We start from the raw sequence: 24927 nt of genomic DNA, 5'->3' as shown, positions 1-24927 counted from the left end.
TTAAACGGAATAATCAATTTTCGAAGGCCTCAAAACTTCCGTCCTTATAAAATATTACGATCTTCTGAATTTCTTTTCCAGGTTTTCCAGCTGGAAATGACGTTGGTGGTTCAGGCGAACTATTTTTAATTGGCTGCTGAATCGAGTTAGAAGGAGTAGATCTATCGTCCTTCATACTAATTCCTGTTTCGGCAGGAGAATCTGAATCGGCAGGAAATTTCCCTTTTCCATTTAGCAACCAGTACAACTCAACTTCCGGAAAATTCTTCACCACTTTCATTACAAAATCCAGACTAGGTTTATTTCTCCCGGATAAAATATGGGAAATAGAAGAGCGGCCAACTTCAATTTTATCTGCAAAAGAAGCAGCCGATAAGTCATAAAAATCCAGGATTTTATTCAATCGTGAAGCGAACTTTTCTGTGTTTACCATTGTAACATAAATGAGATGTGAACTACATTTACAAATGTAAATAATATTTACAAATATACAATGTTACACATGTAAACATTAATATTATTGATGAATACATACTTTAATTAAAATAGTTTAACTAACTAAAAAACAATAGTTTAAATTGTATGTTTAATTTAATAGGATTTTTTCCAAGGCTCATGTTTACTGGTATTCTTCCGTTGTTTACAAATGTTTACAATTGAGTTAATTTTGGTTGTTTACAATTGTAAAATATACAATGTTTAATTTTGTAAACATGAAGAATCAAGTGCTTAAAAATCTTTTTCAGGAAGCTTATTATTCCCGAATAAAATTTCAAAAAGTAACCGGTAGATATGTTACAAATCTGGATCTGGATCTGTTTAAAAATGATCTTTCAGATAAATTTAGAATAGACGTAATAGGAAATTCCGTTCAGGAAAGACCTATCAGTATGATCATTTTAGGTAGCGGAAAAATTAAAATCCTGGCCTGGTCTCAAATGCATGGAAATGAAGGAACCACTACGAATGCCGTTTTTGATTTGCTGAATGCCTTTACACAAAAAGATGATGAATTAATATTATCTGATATTTTAGAACGCTGTACGCTCTTCGTGATTCCTGTTTTAAACCCAGATGGAGCAAAGGCTTATACCCGGGTAAATTTCCATGGAGTGGATTTAAATCGCGATATGCAGGATCTGTCTCAACCAGAGAGTAGGATCCTGATGGATCAATATAAAAGGATCCAACCTCATTATTGTTTAAATCTTCATGATCAACGAACTATTTTTAGTGCCGGAGAAAACAATGAACCTGCAACACTCTCATTTTTGACTCCTTCTAAAGACCAGGAGCGCAACATTGATGAATTTAGAAAGCAAAGTATGTCTTTGATCGCAGGAATGGCAGAGGATCTCTATGAGGACTTAAAAGGCAGGATTGGCAGGTATGATGATGCTTTCAATATTAACTGTGCCGGGGATACTTTTCAATTTTTAAATACTCCAACTATATTATTTGAGGCCGGGCACTTCCCGGGAGATTACCAAAGAGAGGAGACTAGAAAATTTGTGTTCCAGGCTCTCGTTTCCTGCTTGTATCAAATTTCTGAATTCGATGGTGATGTAGCTGGCTACAGGAAGTACTTCGATATCCCGGAAAATCAGAAATTATTTAATGATGTAATAATCAGGAATGGCAGATTGAATGGAAAGGAGTGTGAAATTAGTATTCAGTTTAAAGAAATTTTAAAGGGGGAATCGATAGAATTTATTCCAGTGGTGGAGAAAATTCAGGAAAAAATATCAAAATTCGCTCATAGAGAAATAGATGCGTCTGGACAGGAGGTTAGTTTGCCAGAAAAAGCAAAACTTGGCGAAAACGTTATAGTTAATAAAATTGTCATAAATGGTACAGAATTAGAGGTTAAATACGTGTAATTGTCAAAAAAATTGTCAATAATTCAATGATTTTGTATTAATTTTGAAGTTCATTAAAAAAAGACGTTGAAAATGGCCAAGTTTAAATTAGACGAAACAGATCATCAGATCCTCGATATGTTAATCGAGAATACGAGAACTCCATTTACCGATATTGCTAAGAAATTATTGATCTCTGCCGGGACTGTCCATGTTAGAGTAAAAAAAATGGAAGAGGCCGGTATAATTATAGGTTCTTCCTTAACCCTGGATTATAAAAAACTAGGATATGCTTTTATCGCATATGTAGGTGTTTTTCTGAAAAATACTTCTCAAACAAAATTTGTGCTTGAGAGAATCAATGAAATCCCATTTGTAACTGTAGCCCATGTTACCACAGGCAAATTCAATGTGTTTTGTAAGATTCGTGCGAAGAATACACAACATGCAAAAGAGATCATTTTTCAGTTAGATGATATCGAAGGTGTTTATAGAACAGAAACTATGATTTCTCTAGAGGAGAGCATTAATGATAAAAAGAGGCTGATGCATTCTATTTTTAAAGATATGTAAACAGTCCTAAACTTATATTAAAGACCCTTTAGACTGTTTTGTTTAAAGGGTTTTTTTATAAATTTAAAACAATTGACCACCCTAAAATTTGATTATGCACAGAGAACCAAGATTAGATAGATTTAATGATAACGTGCTTGCTAAGTATCAGGTTTATAATAGTATATTTTTAACCCTGCCATACGACGAGATAAAAAAAACAGGCGCTTTACTGCCTTTGTTTCAGGAAATTTGTGAAACTGGTTTTAAAGAGAATAAAAACCCTACCGAGATTGTAGACCGCTTTTTTGATAAATATGGAGAAAACCCTTCAGAGGAAGAAAAAGTAGATCTTCTTTTCAGGTTTATTCAATATATAGAGAGACAGGTTGTTCTTTTTGATGCCATCGAAGACGCCTCATTTTCTATAGTAAATAATATGGATGGCCGTGGTACTTTAAGAAGTGTCAAGGAAGAAGCAGAAGCCAAGCAAAAGGTAGAAGAGCTGAAGGAGTATCTAAAACGCTTTAAAGTTAGGCCAACTTTAACTGCGCATCCAACACAATTCTATCCTGGTACCGTTCTAGGGATCATTACAGATCTGGACAACGCCATTCGTGCAAATGACCTTGTGAAAATCAAGCAGTTGCTGGCTCAATTAGGTAAGACGCCATTCTTTAAAAAGGAGAAACCAACTCCTTATGATGAAGCGGTTAATTTGATCTGGTACTTTGAAAATGTTTTCTACCAAAGTGCAAGTAGAATTCATAATTATATTCAGCAAAATATTTTTGACGGAGAAGATGTAGGAAATCAGGTGATAAATCTAGGTTTCTGGCCTGGAGGTGATCGTGACGGAAATCCTTTCGTAACGACAGATATTACTTTAAGGGTAGCAAAGAGGTTAAGAAGAACCGTGTTGCTTAATTATTACCGTGATATTCGTGAATTGAAGCGGAGATTGACTTTTAGAGAGGTTCATGAGCTAATGACTGAGATTGAAAAAGGTCTTTATGATTCTGCTATTTCCCGTTCTGGAACCATTAAACTTCCACTTGAAGATTTAAAGCATAAACTATATAATATCAAGAAGATACTTTCTGAAAAACATCAATCTTTATTTATAGATGAGTTAGATGATATGATCAATAAGGTTAATCTTTTTGGTTATCATTTTGCAACTTTGGATATAAGACAGGATTCCAGTAAACATCAGGAGGTTATAGATGAACTAATAAAAGTGAAGCCTGAGCTAATTCCTGCTGATTTCAATGAACTGGATGATGAAAAGCAAATTGAAATATTAAGCAGCGTTCAGGCAAAAATAGATCCTGAAGATTTTGAAGAAGGTATGGCTAAAGCCACAATATCTTCAATTTATGCAATGCAGGAAATTCAGGAAAAGAGTGGAGAGCCAGGTGCTAACCGTTATATTATTAGTAACTGCGGCAGTGTGCAGGGTGTGCTTCAGCCTTTCGCTTTCATAAGAATGACTGGCTGGGAAAAACCTAGTGTAGATGTTATTCCGCTTTTTGAAACCGTTCCAGATCTACAGGAGGCGCACAATGTAATGGAAAAGTTATATACCCATCCTGTTTATAAAGAACATTTAGAGAGAAGAGGTAATAAGCAAACTATAATGCTTGGTTTTAGTGATGGTACTAAAGATGGAGGTTACCTTATGGCGAACTGGAGTATCTTTAAAGCGAAAGAAGCATTAACCAAGGTCTCGAGGGAATATGGGATCAAGGTTGTTTTCTTTGATGGTAGAGGAGGACCGCCTGCCAGAGGAGGTGGTAAAACACACCAGTTCTATGCTTCATTGGGTCCTACCATAGAGAATGAGGAAATCCAGTTAACGGTTCAGGGACAAACTATAAGTTCTAATTTCGGAACTAAAGATTCATGTACCTATAACCTGGAACAATTATTAAGTTCAGGAGTATCTAATGAGATCTTTAGTAATGGTAAAAATGTCCTGAACGACAAGGATAGAGAAACTATGACCGAGCTTGCCGAGATTAGTTATAAGACCTATACAGATTTCAAAAAGCATCCTCGTTTTATTCCATATCTCGAGAAAATGAGTACTCTAAAGTATTATGCGAAAACAAATATAGGAAGTAGACCTTCTAAACGTAATAAATCTGCAGAATTGAATCTTTCAGATCTTCGTGCTATCCCTTTTGTTGGTAGCTGGAGTCAGTTAAAACAGAATGTACCCGGATTTTTTGGTGTTGGGACAGCTATGGAAAAACTGGAAAAAGATGGTCAGTTTGATAAGGTTAAGGAATTGTATGACAATTCTGAATTCTTTAGAACCTTACTGGAAAATAGCATGATGAGTCTTACCAAATCATTTTTTCCTTTAACTGCATATATGAAGAATGATGAAGAGTTTGGAGAGTTCTGGCAGATAATTCACGAAGAATTTGAGCGCACCAAGAAAATGTTACTTAAAGTGACGGGCTATGAAAAGTTAATGCAGAATCAGCCAGCAGGTAAGGCCTCTATTGAAGCAAGAGAGCGTATAGTATTGCCACTTCTAACAATTCAGCAACATGCTTTGCGTACTATTCAGGAGCTTAATAAAAAAGGTTCTGGAGTAGAAGAGAAGCTGGAAATATATGAGAAGATCGTTACCAGGTCACTTTATGGAAATATTAACGCCAGTAGAAATTCAGCATAAATGAAGAAGGCGCAATTAACTAAGGGTGAATTCGGTGAATTTTATTCAGGTTATATCGATAGATTAGATGACGAGGCAGAACTTATTGCAAGTCTTGAGAATAACACTTCTGAAATGGTTGAGTTCTTAAAAGGCATTCCTTCTGAAAAATGGAATTTCAGGTATAAACCTGAGAAATGGAGCATTAAGGAAATGGTTCAGCATATAATCGATACAGAAAGAATCTTTCAATATCGTGCCTTATGTTTTGCCAGAAATGAGCAAAATCCATTACCTGGTTTTGATCATGACCTTTACGTTCTGAATTCTGGAGGTGATAATCGCCCTGGCTCAGAGCTTATTGAAGAATTTAAAATTGTAAGGCAATCTGGCATATTTCTATATAAAAGTTTTACCGATTTGATGCTCAAAATTATTGGGAACATGAATGATGTAAATACTTCTGCCAGAGCTATTGGTTTTATTATGATAGGACACGCAAAGCATCATAAGGATATCATAAGTAACAGGTACCTTTAATGTGGAATACCATTAAAATATTCTTCAAGCTTTTAAAAAAAGCCTATTTCAGCTGGGAGAAAAATGGCGCCTATGCTAGAAGCGCCACCATAGCCTATTACGCATTGTTCTCTCTGCCTTCCTTACTTATTATAGTAGTCAGCATTGCAGGGTATTTTTATGGGCGGGAAGCTGTACAAGGCCGAATTACAGTTGAAATAGACGAATTTATTGGTAAAGATACCGCAAATGCTGTGGAATCCATGATAGAGAATGCGGCTCTTAATCAGGATTCAACTTTAACCGTGATATTTGGGCTTTCCATGCTTATTTTCGGTGCTACCGGAGTGTTCTTTCAGTTAAAGATAGCTATGAATAATATCTGGAATGTAGCGGCGAAAAAGACTAATTTCCTGAGGTTGGTCCTTGATAGGGTGATTTCTTTAGGAATGATATTCGTAATAGGCTTACTCTTACTCATTGCGATGGTGGTTTCTACCTTATTAAAAATGATTGCGGGTCAGGTTGGTAACATCTTTCCAAATGTGACCGATTTTGTGGTGATAGTAGCTAACTACCTGCTTTCTTTCCTTTTTATAACCACGCTATTTGCTGCAATATTCAAATTACTTCCAGATATCAAGATCAGGATCAGGACCACCTACGTAGGGGCAGCCTTAACTTCTGTTTTATTTTTGATAGGGGAGTCGCTAATCGGTTTTTATTTTGGCCAAAGCTCTCCGGGTTCAGTTTATGGCGGAGCATCCTCGGTAGTTCTAATCTTATTATGGGTATATTTTACCTGCCTCATTTTATTTTTTGGGGCTGAATTCACCGTACAATATGCCTTGCTTAGAAAGGAGAAAGTAGTTCCCAACAGGTTTGGAGAACCTGCGATCTATCAGGAACTGGAAAAACTGGAGCAGCGTAAAATGGAAATTAAAGATGAGAAACGAGTTCTGGATAAACTTAAATCTCACCTGGATCTGGATGAAAAGCAGAAATTAGAAGAAGATAAATCTAAGACTTAATAAAGCTTTAACGAAGCGAGCCCCAGTTTTAGTAGGCTCTTAATACTTTTTCTCCTGGTCGCTTGCTATCTTTGAGTGAACCAAAAATTAAAATTTATTATGGAAAAGAGAATTGCAATTTTGGCCACAAACGGATTTGAAGAAAGCGAGTTGGCCTCTCCAAAAAGTGCAATGGAGAAAGAAGGTTTTAAAGTTGATATTGTTAGTCTTGAAAAAGGAAAAATAAAATCCTGGGACGTAGACAACTGGGGAAAAGATTTTGAAGTGGATTATAGTCTTGATGAAGTTTCAGCCAAAGATTATAATGCCCTAGTATTACCAGGAGGAGTAATTAATCCTGATAAATTGCGTCGTGAAGAGTCGGCTCTAATATTTGTTAGAGACTTTTTTAAACAAAGCAAGCCGGTTGGTGCAATATGCCATGCAGCATGGACTTTAATAAATGCAGAGGTAGTTAAGGGGAGAACAATGACTTCTTTTAATTCTATTAGAAAAGATGTTGAAAACGCAGGAGCTCTATGGGTAGACGAAGAGGTTGTAGTTGATGAAGCATTTGTTACGAGTAGAAATCCTGATGATCTGCCAGCATTCAATGCTAAAATGATCGAAGAAATCAAAGAAGGTAAGCATGACTTACAGCATGCTTAAGACAAGTTTAAAAATTGCTAAAAATAAAAAGGAGCGCATCAGCGCTCCTTTTTATTTCATTTTATAATCTATTTATCTTCATCCTCTTCTGTATCCTCTTCCTTTTCTGGAATATCTACGATAGGATCGTTAAATTCTGAATCTTCATAATCGTCTTCATCAAAATTGGCCATAGTGTTTTCCAGGCGAGTACTAACCTTTACCAGGTAAACGGTATCCTCGGTACGCACTTCTACGGCGTCTACAGTTTCGTTTTTGGCGTTCTTGAATGAAATGACCTGATCATCATCATAGCCATCAGGATACTTTTCTACTAACATGCCCAAAATTTCGGGAGTAAGTTTTTTATAATCTACGATTATCCTTTTCATAGTGTAATTGGTTTATGCAAGTATAAATAAAAAATCAAATTACACGCAAAACATAATACTTAAATATTCATAATATTAAATGATTAAAAATCAATTATTTAAATAGAATTCAAAAGCTTTGTCTACTATGGCGTCTGGCACTATAATATCTATAACAGGCTCTCCTATATCTTTTAGTAGAACAAAATTGATATTGCCTCTTTCATTCTTTTTGTCGAATTTCATTAGGTCCTTTATTTGTACGATATCAGCTTCACTAAAAGTTTCTTTCCCGTACATCTTTTTTATAGTCTCATTTACATACTGAAGTTTTTCTTTTGGGAAATTCTCTATTTCCTGAGAGACGTAAGTTTCCAGGATCATTCCTGCAGCAATGGCTTCACCGTGAAGCAATTTATTTCTTACAGGATGAGTAAGACAATAAGACTCGATTGCGTGACCCAGGGTATGACCATAATTTAAGGTTTTTCGAATATTTTTTTCAAAAGGATCTTTTTTAACTATGTCAGCTTTTATGTTAACCGATTCCTTAATTATCTCATCGAGGTCGGTAAGGTCAAGATTTGCCAGATTAGTTACTTTTTTCCAGTAGTCCTCACTGGCGATGAGCCCGTGTTTAAGAATTTCTGCCAGGCCGCTTCTCATCTCCTGTGCAGAAAGGGTTTCTAGAAAATTTGATTCTATAACCACCATTTCTGGCTGAATTATAATTCCTATCTGATTTTTAAGGTTACCAAGGTCTACTCCAGTTTTTCCCCCTACCGAAGCATCTACCATAGATAATAAGGTAGTAGGGACATTAATAAATTTGATGCCTCTCTTAAAAGTGGAGGCCACAAAGCCACCAAGATCAGTAACCACGCCACCACCAAGATTTATCATCAGGCTTTTACGATCTGCTTCAAGCTCAGAGAGAACATTCCATACTCCTTCGCAAGTTTGAAGGTTTTTATATTCTTCACCTGCTTCTATTTCAATTACTTCGGTAGTAAAATCACTTTCTATTTTCTGAAGAAATTTAGAAAGGCAATAAGTATGTGTATTACTATCTACCAGAATAAAAATTTTTGAAGGTGATTCCTCCTTCAGGAATTCATTTATTTTCTCAAAACCATTTTTAGAGTAAAAAACAGGATTTAAAGGGACGGTTAAATCGTTCATTTTATTAGCATTTATGCGGGGGAAATTAAAGAGAATTTATGAATTAAATCAACTTCAATAATTATATTTGCGCGTTTAATAACTCGAAATGATTAGAAAAAAGATATTCAATAATACTAAATCTGCATTTAAATTAAAGTCTAATTCTGAATTGGATAGAGCGATATTTTTATTCAGTATGATGAATTATTCATCTTTAGTTAAAGCCGGTTCAGCTCTTACTAAATTTTCATTAAAACTACATTTACCCGTAGAGACCCTTATCAAGAAAACAATTTTCGAGCAATTTTGTGGTGGAGTTACCGAAGAAGACTGTAAGCCGGTAACCAATGAAATGTATGATGAGAATCTACATAGCATACTGGATTATTCGGTAGAAGGGAAGGAAACTGAGGAAGAATTTGATGCGGCGATGAGAAAAAAGCTAAGTCTTATTGAATATGCTAGTAAAAGTGAAGAGATCTCATTTGCGATGTTTAAACCAACCGGGATTGGTAGATTCGAAATTTGGGAAAAAGTAAGTGAAAAGATCAGTTTATCTGAAGATGAAAAGGAAGAATGGGAACGAGTAAAGGATAGAGTAAACACTCTTTGCAGCAAAGCTCATGAGTTAAATGTGCGATTATATGCCGATGGTGAGGAAACCTGGATGCAAACTGCTGCTGATGATCTCATGGAAGAAATGATGAGAAAATATAACACCGGTGACAAAGTCTTGATTTATAATACGCTGCAGTGTTACAGATGGGACAGGCTGGATTATTTAAAACAACTTCATGAGAAAGGAAAAAAGGATGGTTTTAAAATTGGTGCTAAAATAGTTCGTGGTGCTTATATGGAAAAGGAAAATGCCCGTGCTAAGAAGTTGGGATATCCTTCACCTATTTGTGAAAGCAAAGAAGCAACCGACGTTAATTTTAATAGTACACTATCTTTCTGTCTGAATCATCTTGAAGATATTTCGGTATTTATAGGGACGCATAATGAAGTTAGTAGCTATCTGGCCCTTCAGATCATGGAGGATAAAGGTTTGTCTCTGGAAGATAGCCGAATCTGGTTCAGCCAGCTTTACGGGATGAGTGACCATATTAGTTATAATCTGGCACGTAAAGGCTATAATGCAGTTAAACTTGTGCCATTTGGTCCAGTTCGAGATGTCGTGCCTTATCTATTAAGAAGAGCTCAGGAAAACACCTCTGTAAAAGGCCAGACCGGTAGAGAGCTTTCATTGTTAAGAGAAGAAAAGAAAAGACGTAGAGGAGATAAGTCTACAAAACACCACCGCGAATAAAAAACATGCGGGGACTGGCTAAATTTATATTTTTTAAAGTTCTAGGCTGGAAACTGGAAAATAATTTTGATCCGGCTATAAAACGATGTGTGGTAATTGTCGCTCCACATACCAGTTCTTTCGACTTTCTAATAGGTTTACTGGTAAGGAAGATCATGAATGTCCAGATCAATTTCGTGGGAAAGAAAGAACTGTTCAAACCTCCTTTTGGATGGTATTTTAAAATGGTTGGAGGTTCACCTATAGACAGGACCGGAAAGCTAAAGAAGGTTGATGCTATCGCTAAGATATTTCAGGAAAAAGAAGTCTTTAGATTAGCCATGTCCCCGGAAGGAACAAGGCAGAAAACCGATAAGTGGAAAACTGGATTTTACTATATCGCTATCAAAGCTGAAGTGCCAATTATCAGGGTTTCCTTTGACTATGCTGCTAAAAAAGTAAAAATCTCCGACGCTTACTGGCCAACCGGAGATTTTAATAAAGATTATTCTGAAATTTTCAGTTATTATGATGGAGTTCAGGGAAAGATCCCTGAGAATTTCTAATTATTTTTCCGTTTCTTCTTCAGAAGATTCCATAGTATGATATACATTCTGTACATCATCATCTTCTTCAAGTTTTTCCAATAATTTCTCTACATCAGCTGTTTGCTCAGCATTCAGAGTTTTAGTAACCTGTGGGATTCTTTCAAAACCAGAAGACAGGATCTCTATTTCACGATTTTCAAGTTCTTTCTGTATAGCGCCAAAATATTCAAATGGAGCATAGATGTGAATTCCATCTTCATCCTTAAATATTTCTTCTGCACCAAAATCAATTAATTCCAATTCAAGTTCTTCAGGATCCAGACCTTCAGCATTGATTGTAAAATTACAGGTATGATCAAACATGAATTCTACAGAACCGGAAGTTCCAAGATTCCCATCGCACTTATTAAAATGAGACCGTATATTCGCTACGGTTCTGTTATTATTATCTGTTGCAGTTTCTACCAGGACAGCAATACCATGTGGAGCGTAGCCTTCAAAAAGAACGATCTTATAATCTCCCTGAGATTTGTCTGAAGCGCGTTTTATGGCGCGTTCAACATTATCTTTAGGCATATTCACGCTTTTCGCATTTTGAATAACCGCACGCAATTTGGCATTAGTGTCTGGATCTGGCCCACCTTCTTTAACTGCCATTACTATATCTTTACCAATTCTGGTAAATGCTTTAGACATTGCAGACCAACGTTTCATTTTACGTGCTTTGCGAAATTCGAATGCTCTTCCCATCGTAGATTTTAATTAGATTCGGGCAAAAATATAAAAAAAGCTCCTAATTCACATTGTAAAATCAGGAGCTGATCGTTTTGTATAGATTTTATTATCCTGTTGCTTCTATAATATCTTCTATAGTTCGCGCTAGTTTAAAGTCTTTTTCGGTAACTCCATCTGCATCGTGAGTGGATAGTGAAATTTCCAGCTGGTTATAAACATTTCCCCAATTGGGATGATGTTGCTGATCTTCAGCTTCAAAGGCAATACGGGTCATTACCGTAAAGGCTTCTTTAAAATTTTCAAATTGAAAGGAAGTATGAATGGCACCCTTGGCATAGGTCCAACCATCATAATCTTTTATTCTGTCTTGAATCTCTTCGTCAGTTAGTTTTTTCATTGCTTAAATCTTTTGGTTTTACTTAAAGTTAGAAATTAAGCATCGAAATGAAAGGAGAATCCTTTTCTTTATTATAAGATTAACAGCTAAGCCTTTGTGGAAGCCTCCACAACCTGACTAATGGTTATTTGCAAATTCTTAGGAAGTTTATTGTCTTTGGGAAGTACAGCCAGGAATCTATCGTAATTAGAATCGTAAACATTTTTGAATAATGGATTTTCATAACCCATTTCTTCACATACATCTGCAATAAAATCCCTTTGATGTACAAGGTCTGTACTTCCAAGATGAAAAACTCCCTGCCGGTTACGATTTATTATATAATGTATTTGCTGGGTGACTTTTAATATTTCTGTAGCGTTAATAACCACATTCGGGAATACTTCTAATGGCTCTCCAAGATCTATTATAGTTTTTATTTGCTTGATCCGGGGTGAGGTTTTACCAAAGACCATAGGTAGCCTTACTATATTATATTGGTGGTTTGGCAATCTTAGTAAAGCATTCTCTATTTTTATCTTAAACCTGCCATAAATACTCTGGCTTAAAGTCTTGTCGTATTCGTAGGAAGGGTAGTTGGTAAAGGCATCAAACACATTAGCTGAGCTTATGAAAATTAGCTTGGAATCGTGTTTAATTATATGGTTGATTATTGAAAAATGGGTGACGATCTGTGCGTCAAAATCTCCTCGTAATGATGAAATGATGACATCTGGTCTTAAATTTTCGAGAAGGATCTCAATATTCTCAGTTTCCATATCAAAATGATGAAACTGATGATTACTCTCGAAAAAATCATTGGCGGTATGGTAGGTGCCGTGAGTATCAAAATAGGAGCACAGCTCTTTATACAGGGCATTGCCTATAAATCCGCTAGCTCCTAAAATGAGTATTCGTTTCAAATAAATTAGCCTTTATAAAAGGGCAGTTTTACCTGAGTTGCAGTGACGGCTTTTTTGCGTATTTGGATAGATATCTTTTTCCCTGCGCCTGCAATTTCAGTAGGTACATATCCCAGTCCTATTCCTTTTTCCATGGAAGGGGACATGGTGCCCGAAGTAACCAATCCAATTTTCTTACCATTCTCGTCTACGATATCGTATCCCTGACGAGGAATTCCTCTTTCATCCAGTTCAAAAGCGACCAGTTTGCGCTTAGGGCCATTTTCTTTCTGTGCCTTTAATTCTTCACTATTAATGAAGTCTTTAGTGAATTTAGTGATCCACCCAAGCCCTGCTTCTATAGGTGAAGTGGTATCATCTATGTCGTAACCATAAAGGCAATAACCCATTTCAAGACGTAAAGTATCTCTGGCTGCTAAGCCAATCGGTTTAATTCCATAATCTTTCCCGGCTTCCATAACTGCATCCCAGATCTTCTCAGCATCTTCGTTTCTAAAATAGATCTCAAAACCACCACTACCTGTATATCCGGTTGCAGATACGATCACCTTATCTACATCTGCGAAAGTTCCTACTTCAAAAGTGTAGAATTTCATATTCGCAAGATCTATATCTGTAAGTGATTGCATAGCTTCAGAAGCCTTAGGGCCTTGAATAGCAAGTAGAGACATTTCATCACTCATATCTCTCATGGTAGCATCCATGGTATTATGATGTGCGATCCAGTTCCAGTCTTTCTCTATATTCGATGCATTTACTACTAATAGATATTTTTCTGAATCTATCCTATAAATAATTAGATCATCAACAATACCTCCATCTTCGTTAGGCATACAGGAATACTGTGCTTTACCGTCTACAAGTTTTGAAGCATCGTTAGAACTTATTTTCTGAATTAATTCCAGAGCATTTTCTCCTGAAATTAGAAACTCACCCATATGAGAAACGTCAAAAACACCGAGGTCTTTCCTTACCGTTTCATGCTCAGCATTGACTCCTTCATAAGATACAGGCATATTGAATCCAGCAAACGGAACCATTTTAGCGTTCAATTCTCTATGTTTTTCAGACAGGGCTATTTCTTTCATTATTTTCAAAAATTTGGGCAAATTTATTCAATTCGGATAGAATACAATATTTATTCGGGCTTTTTATAGAATTATATTAATTATGAATTCTTAAGTTTATAAAAGATTAGACCACAAAATTCAGTTTTATGAAAATACTCACTGCTGAACAGCTTTCAGAAGGGGATAAAATTACTATCGAAAAGCAGCAAATAACTTCAGAAGAATTGATGGAGCGTGCAGCAACATTAGTTTTTAATGAAATTAATAATCGCTTACAGGGAGCTCCAATTCCTATCAAAATTTTCTGTGGAATTGGAAATAATGGAGGTGACGGATTAGTGATTGCCAGGCATTTGATTCAGCATGGATACCATGTGACAGTTTACGTGGTTAATTATAGCGACAAAAGATCTGATGATTTTCTGGCTAATTATGAAAAACTGAAAGATGTAACCAATGACTGGCCACAATTAATAAAAAACGAGGATAATTTTCCTGAGATCAATATTGGTGATTTTATCATTGATGCGATGTTTGGTATCGGCCTAAACCGGCCTATTGAAGGTTGGGTTGCAAATCTGGTCAAATTGATCAATAAATCTCAGGCATTTATACTAGCAATCGATATGCCTAGTGGATTATTTTCAGATAAGATACCGGCTGAGGATGCAGCCGTAATAGAAGCAAATTTCACTTTAAGTTTCCAGGCGCCGAAGTTGGTTTTCTTTTTACCAGATACGATGGACTATGTTGGAGACCTTCAGATCCTGGATATTGGCCTGGATAAAGAATTTTTAGGGAAATTACAATCTGGAAATCATTTAATTGGAGAAGAAGAGGCAGTTAGTTTGTATAAGCCAAGAAAAGCCAATTCTCATAAAGGTGATTATGGTCATGCACTTATCGTTGGTGGCAGTTATGGCAAAATTGGGAGTGTATTATTAACGGCTACCGCGGCATTAAAAACTGGCAGTGGATTATGCAGTCTTTACATTCCTAAATGTGGATATCATGCCGTCCAAACTGGCTTGCCTGAAGCTATGGTAGTGACAGATGTCGAGGATGATCTATTAAGTGGGTATCCGGAAGATTTCAAGGCCGATGTTGTATGTTTTGGAATGGGAGCGGGTACGGCTAATAAAACCAGAGAAGCTTTAAAAAATATGCTGAATACGGTAAAAACGCCTGTTTTAATAGATGCTGATGGCCTGAATATCTTGTCAGAAAATAAAGAATTGCTGGATCTTTTACCTGAAAATTCAGTCTTAACACCTCATCCAGGAGAATTAAAAAGATTGGTAGGTGAATGGAAGGATGATTTTCATAAACTGGAGCTGGTAAGATCGTTTAGCAAAAAATATAAGTTGATCATAGTCATTAAGGGGGCTCATACTTTTGTGATAGATGGTAATGATATTTATGTAAATAACTCCGGAAATCCCGGAATGGCTACGGCAGGAAGTGGAGACGTGCTTTCCGGGGTGATCACTTCTTTCATGGGTCAGTCTTATGAACCGGTAACAGCGGCTGTACTTGGAGTTTTTCTACATGGGAGGGCAGGAGATATAGCAGCAGAAAATTTGGGTTACGAGAGTGTTTTAGCAGGGGATATTGCTAAGAATATTGGAAAAGCTATACAGGGTCTTTTTAGTAGAAAACTAAAGAATTCAGAATAATTTTAAGAATTGTTGATATAATCTTTATTTAAAGCTCTATTTATTTGGAATCTTATCTCTGAAGTAAGATTTTTGCACTCCATAAAATCATTTCAACAATATGCCAGATCATCATTATATAAGTTCAGCAGTTTTAGATCTTGAAGTAATTCATGATATTCTTATAAATAAGAAAAAACTGTCTTTAAGTGATGAGTCAAGGTTAAATATCCAGAAGTCCAGAGATTATCTAAATAACAAGATTAAACAGAGTGATGTACCTGTTTATGGAATTAATACTGGTTTTGGAGCTTTATGTAATGTAAAGATTACTTCTGAAAAGCTTACTGAGTTACAGGAGAACCTGGTAAGGTCGCATGCTTGTGGGACAGGAGATGCTGTATCTAAGCCGGTAATTAGATTGATGCTTCTATTGAAAATTCAATCTTTAAGCTATGGAAACTCCGGCGTTGCTCTGGAGACAGTAGAACGCCTTATTGAGTTATACAACCATGATATTTTACCGGTAATTTATGAGCAGGGTTCGCTTGGTGCTTCGGGAGATCTTGCGCCTTTAGCGCATTTGGCTCTTCCTTTAATAGGGGACGGTGAAGTTTATTTTGAGGGTTCGGTTATTCAAGGTGAGGAGCTTCTGAAAAAAATGAATTGGGAACCGGTAAAATTACAAAGTAAGGAAGGTCTTGCTCTGTTAAATGGAACTCAGTTTATGAGTGCTCATGGGGTGTATGCTTTATTAAAAGCGTATAAACTTTCATATCTGGCAGATCTTATCGGTGCGATTTCTGTAGATGCATTCGACTGTAATCTATCTCCATATGATGAATTGGTGCATTTAGTGCGTCCACATAGGGGGCAGATTAAAACAGCTGAACGAATCAGACAGTTTCTGGAAGGAAGTAAGATCGCCGCATCTGAGAAAAATAATGTACAGGATCCTTATTCATTTAGATGTATTCCTCAAGTACATGGTGCATCAAAAGATACTTTAGCATTTGTGCGCAAAACGGTAAAGACTGAAATTAATTCGGTTACAGATAATCCTAATATATTTATTGAAGCAGATAAGATCATTTCAGGTGGAAACTTTCACGGTCAGCCATTAGCTTTAGGATTGGATTATCTGGCGATTGCCCTTTCTGAATTAGCTAATATATCTGAAAGAAGAACCTATCAATTGGTTTCAGGTTTAAGAGGTTTACCAAATTTCCTGGTTGAAAACCCAGGTTTGAATAGCGGATTTATGATCCCGCAGTATACCGCAGCAAGTATTGTAAGTCAGAATAAGCAATTATCTACTCCTGCTTCTGTAGATTCCATTGTTTCTTCGAATGGTCAGGAAGATCATGTAAGCATGGGGGCAAACAGTGCTACTAAATTGCTTAAGGTTGTTGAAAATTTAAATACTGTTCTGGCGATTGAGCTTTTCAATGCTTCCCAGGGAATACATTTTAGAGAACCAGCTAAAACATCTGTTAAGTTAGAGGAAGTCATTGCGAATTTTAGAAAGGAAGTTCCAGTACTTACTGAAGACAGAACTATGGCTCCTTACATAAAAAAAGCAAAGCAGTTTTTAGAGAATATGGAGATTGAAGAATTTCTAGACTAGATCCTGGTTTCGATCCATCTAACAGCTTCTTCTAAAGTTTGAAATGCTTCAAAGCAATTATTATCCTTATAAAATTTCTTTTCAACTTCTTCAGCATTGCGTCTGGTCATTTCATTCTCGCTTACTACCGCAATAGCCTTAAGGTTTTTCGCACTTGCAGATTCAATGTACACCATAGGATCTACAGCATAAGAATTCACCCGGTGAGATATGTAAGCGTAATTTTCGTTTTGAAAAACTTCTGAGCCAATATCCAGTAGTTTCTGGTTTGATTCTAGATCGAAGAGAATACCTTCATTAAGCTTGGCGATTAGTATATTTTCATGAATATATACCGTCCCGAATTCTAAACTTATCTCTTTAGGTTGCATGGTGAGTAGGGGCTTTTTGGGCTAATTTAACACAAAATATGAATTGTGAAAATAATAAAATAAATAAAAAAGCCACTTCAACGGAAGTGGCTTTAAATAGTATAAATCCTGAATTTTAAGATTCGGTTTCTTTAACCGATTTCTGAATATCTATGGTCAATTCACTTTTCTCCTCATCAAGGTCCATTATGATCTTATCTCCCTCTTTAAGTTTTGAACTTATGATTTCTTCAGCCAGGGCATCTTCAATATATTTTTGAATCGCTCTATTTAATGGACGTGCACCATATTGCTTGTCAAATCCTTTTTCAGCAATAAAATCCTTGGCTTTATCTGAAAGATTAAGGTCATAACCAAGACCATGTATTCTATCAAACAGTTTCTCAAGTTCGATATCAATGATCTTATGAATGTCTTCTCTTTCTAGACTGTTGAAGATTACAACATCGTCGATTCTATTCAGAAATTCAGGAGCAAATGCTTTTTTCAACGCGTTTTCTATCACGCTTCTTGCATTATCATCTACTTGCGATTTTTGAGCAGAAGTTCCAAATCCAACTCCCTGACCAAAATCTTTAAGTTTCCTGGCTCCAATATTAGAGGTCATAATGATAATTGTATTTCTGAAGTCAATTTTTCTACCAAGACTATCAGTTAAATAACCATCATCAAGAACCTGTAGCAGCATATTGAATACATCTGGATGGGCTTTTTCTACCTCGTCCAGTAAAATTACTGCGTAAGGCTTTCTTCTAACTTTTTCAGTTAATTGGCCTCCTTCTTCATATCCTACATATCCTGGAGGTGCACCGATTAAACGAGACACAGCAAATTTTTCCATGTACTCACTCATGTCTATACGAATTAGCGCATCGTCATTATCAAATAACTCACGGGCTAAAACTTTAGCTAACTGAGTTTTACCAACTCCGGTCTGACCTAAGAAAATAAATGATCCAATTGGTTTGTTAGGATCTTTAAGTCCGGCGCGATTACGCTGAATAGCTTTTACAACTTTCCCAACAGCTTCGTCCTGACCAATAACCTTTCCTTTGATCTCCTTTGGAAGCTCCACAAGTTTATTGCTTTCAGTTTGAGCAATTCTATTAACGGGAATTCCTGTCATCATAGAAACCACATCGGCTACACTATCTTCAGAAACTATTTCCTTGTGCTTTTTTGATTCTTCTTCCCATTTCTCCTGAGCAATTCCAAGTTCCTTTTCAAGATTTTTCTCATCGTCTCGCAACTTGGCTGCTTCTTCGTATTTCTGTTTTTTAACAACAGAATTCTTACTTTCTCTAACCTCCTCCAGTTTTCTTTCTAATTCCAGGATCTGTTTAGGTACATCAATATTAGTAATATGAACTCTGGACCCTGCTTCATCCAGGGCGTCAATAGCCTTATCTGGTAAGAATCTTTCGGTCATATATCTATTGGTGAGCTTCACACAAGCTTGAATCGCCTCATCTGTATATTGAACGTTATGATGCTCTTCATACTTGTCTTTAATATTGTTAAGGATCTCTATTGTTTCTTCTACGGTTGTAGGTTCAACAATAACCTTCTGAAATCTTCTTTCCAGGGCACCGTCCTTTTCAATGTACTGTCTGTATTCATCCAGGGTAGTGGCACCAATACATTGTATTTCTCCTCTTGCTAACGCCGGTTTGAACATATTGCTGGCATCAAGACTACCTGTTGCGCCACCGGCACCAACAATGGTATGGATCTCATCTATGAAAAGTATGATATCATCATTCTTTTCAAGCTCATTCATTACCGCCTTCATACGTTCCTCAAACTGACCGCGATACTTTGTTCCAGCTACTAAACTTGCCAGATCGAGAGTAACTACTCTTTTATCAAATAGAATTCTGGATACTTTACGTTTAACAATACGCAAAGCAAGACCTTCAGCTATGGCAGATTTACCAACACCAGGTTCTCCTATTAATAAAGGGTTGTTCTTTTTTCTTCTACTTAAGATCTGTGATACACGCTCGATTTCTTTTTCACGGCCTACCACAGGGTCTAATTTATCAGCTTCGGCTAATGCCGTAAGGTCTCTTCCGAAGTTATCTAAAACAGGAGTCTTAGATTTTTTAGAAGTTTTACCTGTGTTTCCACCTCCGCTAAATGGGTTTTCTCTGGTTGTCTCATCACCACCGTCATCATCTGAAAAAGATTCTGCAGACGGGCTGTCAGAGTAATCATCTTCATCGCTGGCGATCATATATTTAAACTGATCTTTTACTCCGTCGTAATCTATTTTCAATTTGTTTAAGAGTTTAGTTGTGGGATCATTTTCGTTTCTCAAAATACATAATAGCAGGTGTGCAGTATTAATATTAGAACTCTGGAATAACTTAGCCTCCAAAAAGGTTGTTTTCAATGCTCGCTCTGCCTGCCTGGTTAAATGTAAATTTCGTTTTTCGTTACTAATTGTAACAGTATTTGGATTAGCAGGGCTCAATATTTCAACCTTACGCCTTAAATGACTTAGGTCTACGTCTAATGCGTTCAATATATCTATGGCCTTACCGTCACCGTCTCTCAATAAACCAAGCATAAGATGTTCTGTCCCGATGAAATCGTGGCCTAGTCTTAATGCTTCCTCTTTACTGTAAGCAATGACATCTTTTACTCTTGGTGAAAAATTATCATCCATTTTATCTTCCTTTCTCAAAATTTATTTTCACTCGAAATAGGACAAAAACTGTACCTAATAGGGAGTTAGTAGCTAATTGACAAAATTACTTTCAATTATCAAAGTGTAAAATAGTGAACTTATTAACCAAAACACAATAAAAATTTGTTAATAAAAAGAAGGTGTTCGCAGTGGTTGTTACCCATTAAAGATGGATAAAATATGTAAATTGCCCCTTAGATTTTTTGAGATAAATTAAATTTTTAAGTATGGCTGAAGGAGAAAAGCTAATTCCTATCAACATTGAAGATGAAATGAAATCAGCCTACATCGATTACTCGATGTCGGTCATTGTGTCACGTGCGTTACCAGATGTGCGTGATGGATTAAAACCAGTTCACAGAAGAGTATTGTACGGTATGTACGAGCTTGGAGTTCTTTCAAACAGAGCCTATAAAAAATCTGCGAGAATCGTAGGGGAAGTACTTGGTAAGTATCACCCTCACGGTGATTCATCTGTGTATGATACCATGGTTAGAATGGCCCAGCACTGGAGCATGAGATACATGCTTGTAGATGGTCAGGGTAACTTTGGTTCTGTTGATGGTGATAGTCCTGCAGCGATGCGTTATACTGAAGCGCGTATGCGTAAGATCAGTGAAGATATGCTTGCTGATTTAGATAAAGAAACAGTAGATACCCAACTTAACTTTGATGACTCTTTAAGTGAGCCAGTAGTTATGCCAACCAGAGTTCCAAACCTTTTGGTAAACGGAGCCAGTGGTATTGCCGTAGGTATGGCGACCAATATGCCACCTCACAACCTTACTGAAGTTATTGATGGAACTATAGCCTATATAGATAACCGCGATATTGAGATCGATGAGCTTATCCAGTACATTAAAGCTCCAGATTTTCCTACCGGTGGTATTATTTATGGTTATGATGGGGTTAAGGAAGCATTTAAGACTGGCCGTGGTAGAGTAGTGATGCGCGCCAAGTCTCATATGGAAGAAATCGGCGGCAGGGAATACCTTGTGGTTACTGAAATTCCTTACCAGGTGAATAAGGCCGATATGATCAAGAAGACGGCCGACCTAGTAAATGACAAGAAAATTGAAGGTATTAGTTTGATCAGGGATGAATCAGACCGTAATGGTATGCGTATCGTTTACCAGCTTAAGCGAGATGCGATTCCTAATATCGTGCTTAATACCTTATTTAAACATACAGCATTACAGTCTTCATTTAGTGTAAATAATATTGCACTTGTAAATGGTAGACCAGAAATGCTGAATCTTAAAGACCTTATTTATCATTTCGTTGAACACAGACATGATGTTGTTGTTCGTAGAACTGAATTTGAATTAAGAAAAGCCAAGGAGCGTGCTCATATCCTGGAAGGATTAATTATCGCCTCAGATAACATCGATGAAGTTATCGCTTTAATTAGAGCTTGTTCAAATGCCGATGAAGCCCGTACTAAGTTGATGGAGCGATTTGAGCTATCAGAAGTTCAGGCAAAGGCAATTGTAGAAATGAGGCTTAGACAGCTTACTGGTCTTGAACAGGATAAGCTAAGAGCTGAATATGACGAAATATTAAAGACTATAGAAGATCTCGAAGATATTCTTGCGCGTGAAGAGCGTAGAATGGAAGTTATCAAGGATGAGCTATATGAAATTAAAGAGAAGTATGGTGACGAAAGACGTTCTCAAATAGAATATGCAGGTGGTGATCTTAGTATAGAAGATATGATTCCAGATGAGAGTGTAGTGATCACTATCTCTCATGCAGGTTATATTAAAAGAACCTCGCTTACAGAATACAAGACTCAGAATAGAGGAGGAGTCGGGCAAAAAGGATCTAATACCAGAAATGAAGATTTCTTAGAATATCTCTTTGTAGGAACTAATCACCAGTACATGTTGTTCTTCACTCAGAACGGTAAATGTTACTGGATGAGAGTTTATGAAATTCCGGAAGGTAGTAAAGCCTCTAAAGGAAGAGCGATACAAAACCTTATAAATATTGAACCTGAAGATAAGGTCAATGCATTTATCTGTACCCAGGATCTTAAAGATGAAAAGTATATTAATGATCATTTTGTGATCATGGCTACTAAAAAAGGTCAGGTTAAGAAAACAAGATTAGAGAAATATTCTCGTCCTAGAACTAATGGTATCAATGCGATTACTATTAAAGAAGGTGATGAATTATTAGAAGCTAAGCTTACTACCGGGAATAGCCAGGTGATGCTTGGATTAAAGAGTGGAAAGGCTATTAGGTTTGAAGAAAGTAAAACCAGGCCAATGGGAAGAAATGCATCTGGAGTTAGAGGTATTACTTTAGCAGATGAAAATGACGAAGTAGTAGGGATGGTTTCTGTGAATGATTTTGATTCTGATATTTTGGTTGTATCAGAAAACGGATATGGAAAAAGATCCAGCCTTGAGGATTACCGAATCACAAACAGGGGCGGAAAAGGAGTTAAGACCATTTCTGTTACCGAAAAGACCGGACAACTTGTCGCAATTAAGAATGTTTCAGATATAGATGATCTTATGATCATTAATAAATCTGGGATCGTGATTAGAATGGCTGTAGAGGATCTACGCGTTATGGGTCGTGCTACACAGGGAGTAAGGCTTATAAACCTGAAAGGGAATGATGCTATTGCTGCTGTGGCTAAAGTGCTTCATGATGAAGATGATGTAGAGAACATGGAAGACGCTGAAAAGCCTGTGGGTGGTGAAGAATCGGCGAATGGCACAACTATTGCAGATGATAGTGAAGAATAAAAATTAAAAACCAAAACAACAATGAAAACTAATATTTTGACAGCGGCGGCAGTGTCATTTCTAACCATGACAGCAGTCGCACAAAAAGATCAGGTAAAAGATGCTGAAGATGCTCTTGAAGACGGAAATTATGCTGAAGCGAAAGCTCAGTTGAAAGTTGCGGAGCCTAATCTAAGTGAACTAAACGATAAATGGCAGGAGAATTTTTACCTATATAAAGGTAAAGCATATATGGGCGATGGTACTAGTGCCTCTAGTGAAGATTTAAAAACTGCGGCTAATGCATTCTTAAAAGCTTCTGAAATGGGAAGTGATGAAGCTAATGAAGCCCTAAGTGCTTTGAAGAATAACCTTATCCAGAGTGCGATCTCAGATCAGAACAAAGAAGATTTTGCTTCTGCAGCAGATAAGTTGTACACTAGCTATGAGCTAAGTAAAACAGATACTATTTACCTTTATTACGCTGCCAACAATATGGTACAGGCGAAAGATTATGATAAAGCTGTTGAATACCTGGAAATACTTAATGAATTAGATTATGATGGATCTGGTAAAGCATATACAGCAGTAAATGTTGAAACTGGTGAAAGAGAAAATCTTGGATCTAAACAAGAGTTGGATCTAATGATCAAAACAGATCAGTATAAGGAACCTGAGGTGGAGGAAATACCATCTAAAAAAGGAGATATCGCGCAATTGATTGCAAGAATCTATATCAGTCAGCAACAGTATGATAAAGCTATCGCTGCTATGGATAAAGCAAAAGCTACTAATCCAGATGATATTGGATTACTTCAAGCTGAAGCGAATATGTACTACCAGATGGGTGAAAAGGATAAAGCCAGAGAAATTCTAGAAGAAGTTGCTGATAAAGATCCTTCAGATCCTGCTACATTCAATAATATTGGATTGATGTATGCTGAAATTGAGGACAACGAAAAAGCAATTGAATTTTACAACAAAGCTTTAGAGATCGATTCTGAATTCAATGAAGCCAGAGTTAATAAGATCGCGGCTAAATTAGCTGCGGAAAAAGTGATCATTGATGAAATGAATGGTCTTGGAATGAGTAAAAAAGATAGCGAACGTTATGATGAATTAGATGCTCAGAGAAAAGAACTTTATAAGGAAGTGCTACCAGATCTTGAAAAAGCGATGGAAGTAGATCCAGAAAATAAAGACATTATTCAAACTGCAATGAATCTTTATTCAAACCTTGGTAATGAAGAAAAGGTTGCTGAGTTAAAAGCTAAGATGTAAGAAGTTAGTTCTTCATATAAAAAAAACCCACTGAATTTCAGTGGGTTTTTTTATGCGTTATTTTTAAGGTATTACCTAAATTATCTTTTTAATGACTCTAAGTTTGTGAGTATGTCTCCTTAATTCAGCATTAAATATTCCTGAATGATCTATACGGTCAACCCGAACTTTACCCTCAACGTGGATAATATAATTATCCTTCATCATTAAGCCTACATGGTTAATAACACCGTCATTATCATCAAAAAAAGCCAGATCACCAGGTTCACTTTCTTCAATAAAACTTAGAGCTTCACCTTGTTTCGCTTGTTCTGCAGCATTCCTCTTAATTTTGAATCCATTTAACTTGTATACTGTTTGTGTGAAACCACTACAGTCTATACCAAATGGACTTTTTCCTCCCCATAAATGAGGAGAATTCAAATAGAGAAGTGCAGTGTTGATAAGATTTTCTTTTTTCGAAATTGAAAGTTTTGTTCTTTCACCTTCATAGGAATGACCTAAATTATCAGCAAAATTCAAAACAGATCCTAGAGCAACCGGCATAAGTAAACCGCTTTCATCTGTAATATATTCAATGAGATCAGATGAAAGCTGAAGATCATTCTCTTCCAGAGAATAATAATCAGCTTCTTCAATTTTCATGTACTGCTTTCTATCTATCCAGGCTTCAAATCCATCAAATGAATTTCTTATTTTGCTCCAATGAACCCTTTCTTCAAGGATCTTGAAATGCTCCCCATATAATAACTGGGATACCATTTCGCTTTCATGAGATGCAGAAGCCCTAAGCGGTACAATACTTAAATGGCAAATACCGTATTGCATTAAT

22 protein-coding genes are annotated in these 24927 nt (G+C 36.5%); 12 read left to right on the top strand and 10 right to left on the bottom strand.

Features of this window, described 5'->3' with window-relative positions; genetic code table 11:
- Positions 1-13 precede the first annotated feature (13 nt).
- The gene (locus tag G530_RS0110335) at positions 14-433 is read right to left on the bottom strand and encodes a helix-turn-helix domain-containing protein (protein WP_026934465.1); all 420 of its coding nucleotides are present in this window, start codon (positions 431-433) and stop codon (positions 14-16) included.
- Positions 434-713: 280 nt separating this feature from the next.
- Between G530_RS0110335 and G530_RS0110330 the strand changes: the two genes are divergently transcribed.
- The 6 genes from G530_RS0110330 (at position 714) to G530_RS0110305 (ending at position 7277) form a co-directional block, all read left to right on the top strand.
- Positions 714-1880 carry a M14 family zinc carboxypeptidase gene (locus tag G530_RS0110330; RefSeq protein WP_026934464.1) on the top strand — a complete coding sequence of 389 codons (1167 nt, stop codon included), beginning with the start codon at positions 714-716 and terminating at the stop codon, positions 1878-1880.
- Between the two features lie 72 nt (positions 1881-1952).
- Positions 1953-2432, top strand: a complete 480-nt coding sequence (locus tag G530_RS0110325) for an Lrp/AsnC family transcriptional regulator (RefSeq protein ID WP_026934463.1) — start codon at positions 1953-1955, stop codon at positions 2430-2432.
- Between the two features lie 94 nt (positions 2433-2526).
- Positions 2527-5100 (top strand): phosphoenolpyruvate carboxylase, encoded by a 2574-nt coding sequence (locus G530_RS0110320; protein ID WP_026934462.1) that lies wholly within the window; start codon positions 2527-2529, stop codon positions 5098-5100.
- The gene (locus G530_RS0110315; RefSeq protein ID WP_026934461.1) at positions 5101-5619 is read left to right on the top strand and encodes a DinB family protein; all 519 of its coding nucleotides are present in this window, start codon (positions 5101-5103) and stop codon (positions 5617-5619) included.
- Positions 5619-6629, top strand: a complete 1011-nt coding sequence (locus G530_RS0110310; RefSeq protein WP_026934460.1) for a YihY/virulence factor BrkB family protein — start codon at positions 5619-5621, stop codon at positions 6627-6629. The genes G530_RS0110315 and G530_RS0110310 overlap by 1 nt, the downstream gene beginning before the upstream one ends.
- A gap of 99 nt (positions 6630-6728) precedes the next feature.
- Complete coding sequence (locus G530_RS0110305) at positions 6729-7277, top strand: type 1 glutamine amidotransferase domain-containing protein (RefSeq protein WP_026934459.1); 549 nt, start codon at positions 6729-6731, stop codon at positions 7275-7277.
- Positions 7278-7345: 68 nt separating this feature from the next.
- Here G530_RS0110305 and G530_RS0110300 read toward each other — a convergent pair whose 3' ends face one another.
- Both G530_RS0110300 and aroB read right to left on the bottom strand, forming a co-directional pair.
- The gene (locus tag G530_RS0110300; RefSeq protein ID WP_026934458.1) at positions 7346-7648 is read right to left on the bottom strand and encodes a hypothetical protein; all 303 of its coding nucleotides are present in this window, start codon (positions 7646-7648) and stop codon (positions 7346-7348) included.
- Positions 7649-7738: 90 nt separating this feature from the next.
- Positions 7739-8809, bottom strand: coding sequence for a 3-dehydroquinate synthase (aroB, locus tag G530_RS0110295; protein ID WP_026934457.1), 1071 nt, complete (start codon positions 8807-8809; stop codon positions 7739-7741).
- 88 nt (positions 8810-8897) lie between these two features.
- On the opposite strand from aroB, the gene G530_RS0110290 reads away from it, so the two are divergent.
- Both G530_RS0110290 and G530_RS0110285 read left to right on the top strand, forming a co-directional pair.
- Positions 8898-10100, top strand: a complete 1203-nt coding sequence (locus tag G530_RS0110290; RefSeq protein WP_026934456.1) for a proline dehydrogenase family protein — start codon at positions 8898-8900, stop codon at positions 10098-10100.
- A 5-nt stretch (positions 10101-10105) separates the two neighbouring features.
- Complete coding sequence (locus tag G530_RS0110285) at positions 10106-10645, top strand: 1-acyl-sn-glycerol-3-phosphate acyltransferase (RefSeq protein WP_026934455.1); 540 nt, start codon at positions 10106-10108, stop codon at positions 10643-10645.
- Here G530_RS0110285 and G530_RS0110280 read toward each other — a convergent pair whose 3' ends face one another.
- The 4 genes from G530_RS0110280 to gcvT form a co-directional block, all read right to left on the bottom strand.
- Complete coding sequence (locus G530_RS0110280) at positions 10646-11377, bottom strand: YebC/PmpR family DNA-binding transcriptional regulator (RefSeq protein ID WP_026934454.1); 732 nt, start codon at positions 11375-11377, stop codon at positions 10646-10648.
- A 91-nt stretch (positions 11378-11468) separates the two neighbouring features.
- Entirely contained in the window at positions 11469-11759 is a 291-nt protein-coding gene (locus tag G530_RS0110275) for a 4a-hydroxytetrahydrobiopterin dehydratase (protein ID WP_026934453.1), read from the bottom strand.
- Positions 11760-11845: 86 nt separating this feature from the next.
- Entirely contained in the window at positions 11846-12661 is an 816-nt protein-coding gene (locus G530_RS0110270; protein WP_026934452.1) for a sugar nucleotide-binding protein, read from the bottom strand.
- Positions 12662-12666: 5 nt separating this feature from the next.
- On the bottom strand, positions 12667-13749 hold the full coding sequence (gcvT, locus tag G530_RS0110265) for a glycine cleavage system aminomethyltransferase GcvT (protein ID WP_026934451.1): 1083 nt from the start codon (positions 13747-13749) through the stop codon (positions 12667-12669).
- Positions 13750-13877: 128 nt separating this feature from the next.
- On the opposite strand from gcvT, the gene G530_RS0110260 reads away from it, so the two are divergent.
- Together G530_RS0110260 and hutH are read left to right on the top strand one after the other, a co-directional pair.
- Positions 13878-15407, top strand: a complete 1530-nt coding sequence (locus G530_RS0110260; RefSeq protein WP_026934450.1) for an NAD(P)H-hydrate dehydratase — start codon at positions 13878-13880, stop codon at positions 15405-15407.
- 100 nt (positions 15408-15507) lie between these two features.
- Entirely contained in the window at positions 15508-17013 is a 1506-nt protein-coding gene (gene hutH / locus G530_RS0110255; RefSeq protein WP_026934449.1) for a histidine ammonia-lyase, read from the top strand.
- Here the strand turns inward: hutH and G530_RS0110250 are convergent.
- Together G530_RS0110250 and G530_RS0110240 are read right to left on the bottom strand one after the other, a co-directional pair.
- Entirely contained in the window at positions 17010-17384 is a 375-nt protein-coding gene (locus tag G530_RS0110250; protein WP_026934448.1) for a DUF7793 family protein, read from the bottom strand. The two genes, hutH and G530_RS0110250, sit on opposite strands and share 4 nt — an antisense overlap.
- Before the next feature lie 115 nt (positions 17385-17499).
- Entirely contained in the window at positions 17500-20055 is a 2556-nt protein-coding gene (locus G530_RS0110240; RefSeq protein WP_026934447.1) for an ATP-dependent Clp protease ATP-binding subunit, read from the bottom strand.
- A gap of 248 nt (positions 20056-20303) precedes the next feature.
- Here G530_RS0110240 and gyrA point away from each other — a divergent pair, with 248 nt between their 5' ends.
- Complete coding sequence (gene gyrA / locus G530_RS0110235) at positions 20304-22835, top strand: DNA gyrase subunit A (protein WP_026934446.1); 2532 nt, start codon at positions 20304-20306, stop codon at positions 22833-22835.
- A 21-nt stretch (positions 22836-22856) separates the two neighbouring features.
- On the top strand, positions 22857-24095 hold the full coding sequence (locus tag G530_RS0110230) for a tetratricopeptide repeat protein (protein WP_026934445.1): 1239 nt from the start codon (positions 22857-22859) through the stop codon (positions 24093-24095).
- 75 nt (positions 24096-24170) lie between these two features.
- Here G530_RS0110230 and G530_RS0110225 read toward each other — a convergent pair whose 3' ends face one another.
- Complete coding sequence (locus G530_RS0110225; protein ID WP_026934444.1) at positions 24171-24923, bottom strand: C40 family peptidase; 753 nt, start codon at positions 24921-24923, stop codon at positions 24171-24173.
- Positions 24924-24927 lie beyond the last annotated feature (4 nt).

It is taken from the genome of Christiangramia echinicola DSM 19838 (assembly GCF_000423065.1).
GTDB lineage: Bacteria > Bacteroidota > Bacteroidia > Flavobacteriales > Flavobacteriaceae > Christiangramia > Christiangramia echinicola.
The sequence above is the reverse complement of the archived record's forward strand: the minus strand, read 5'-3'. Positions and strand labels throughout refer to the sequence as shown.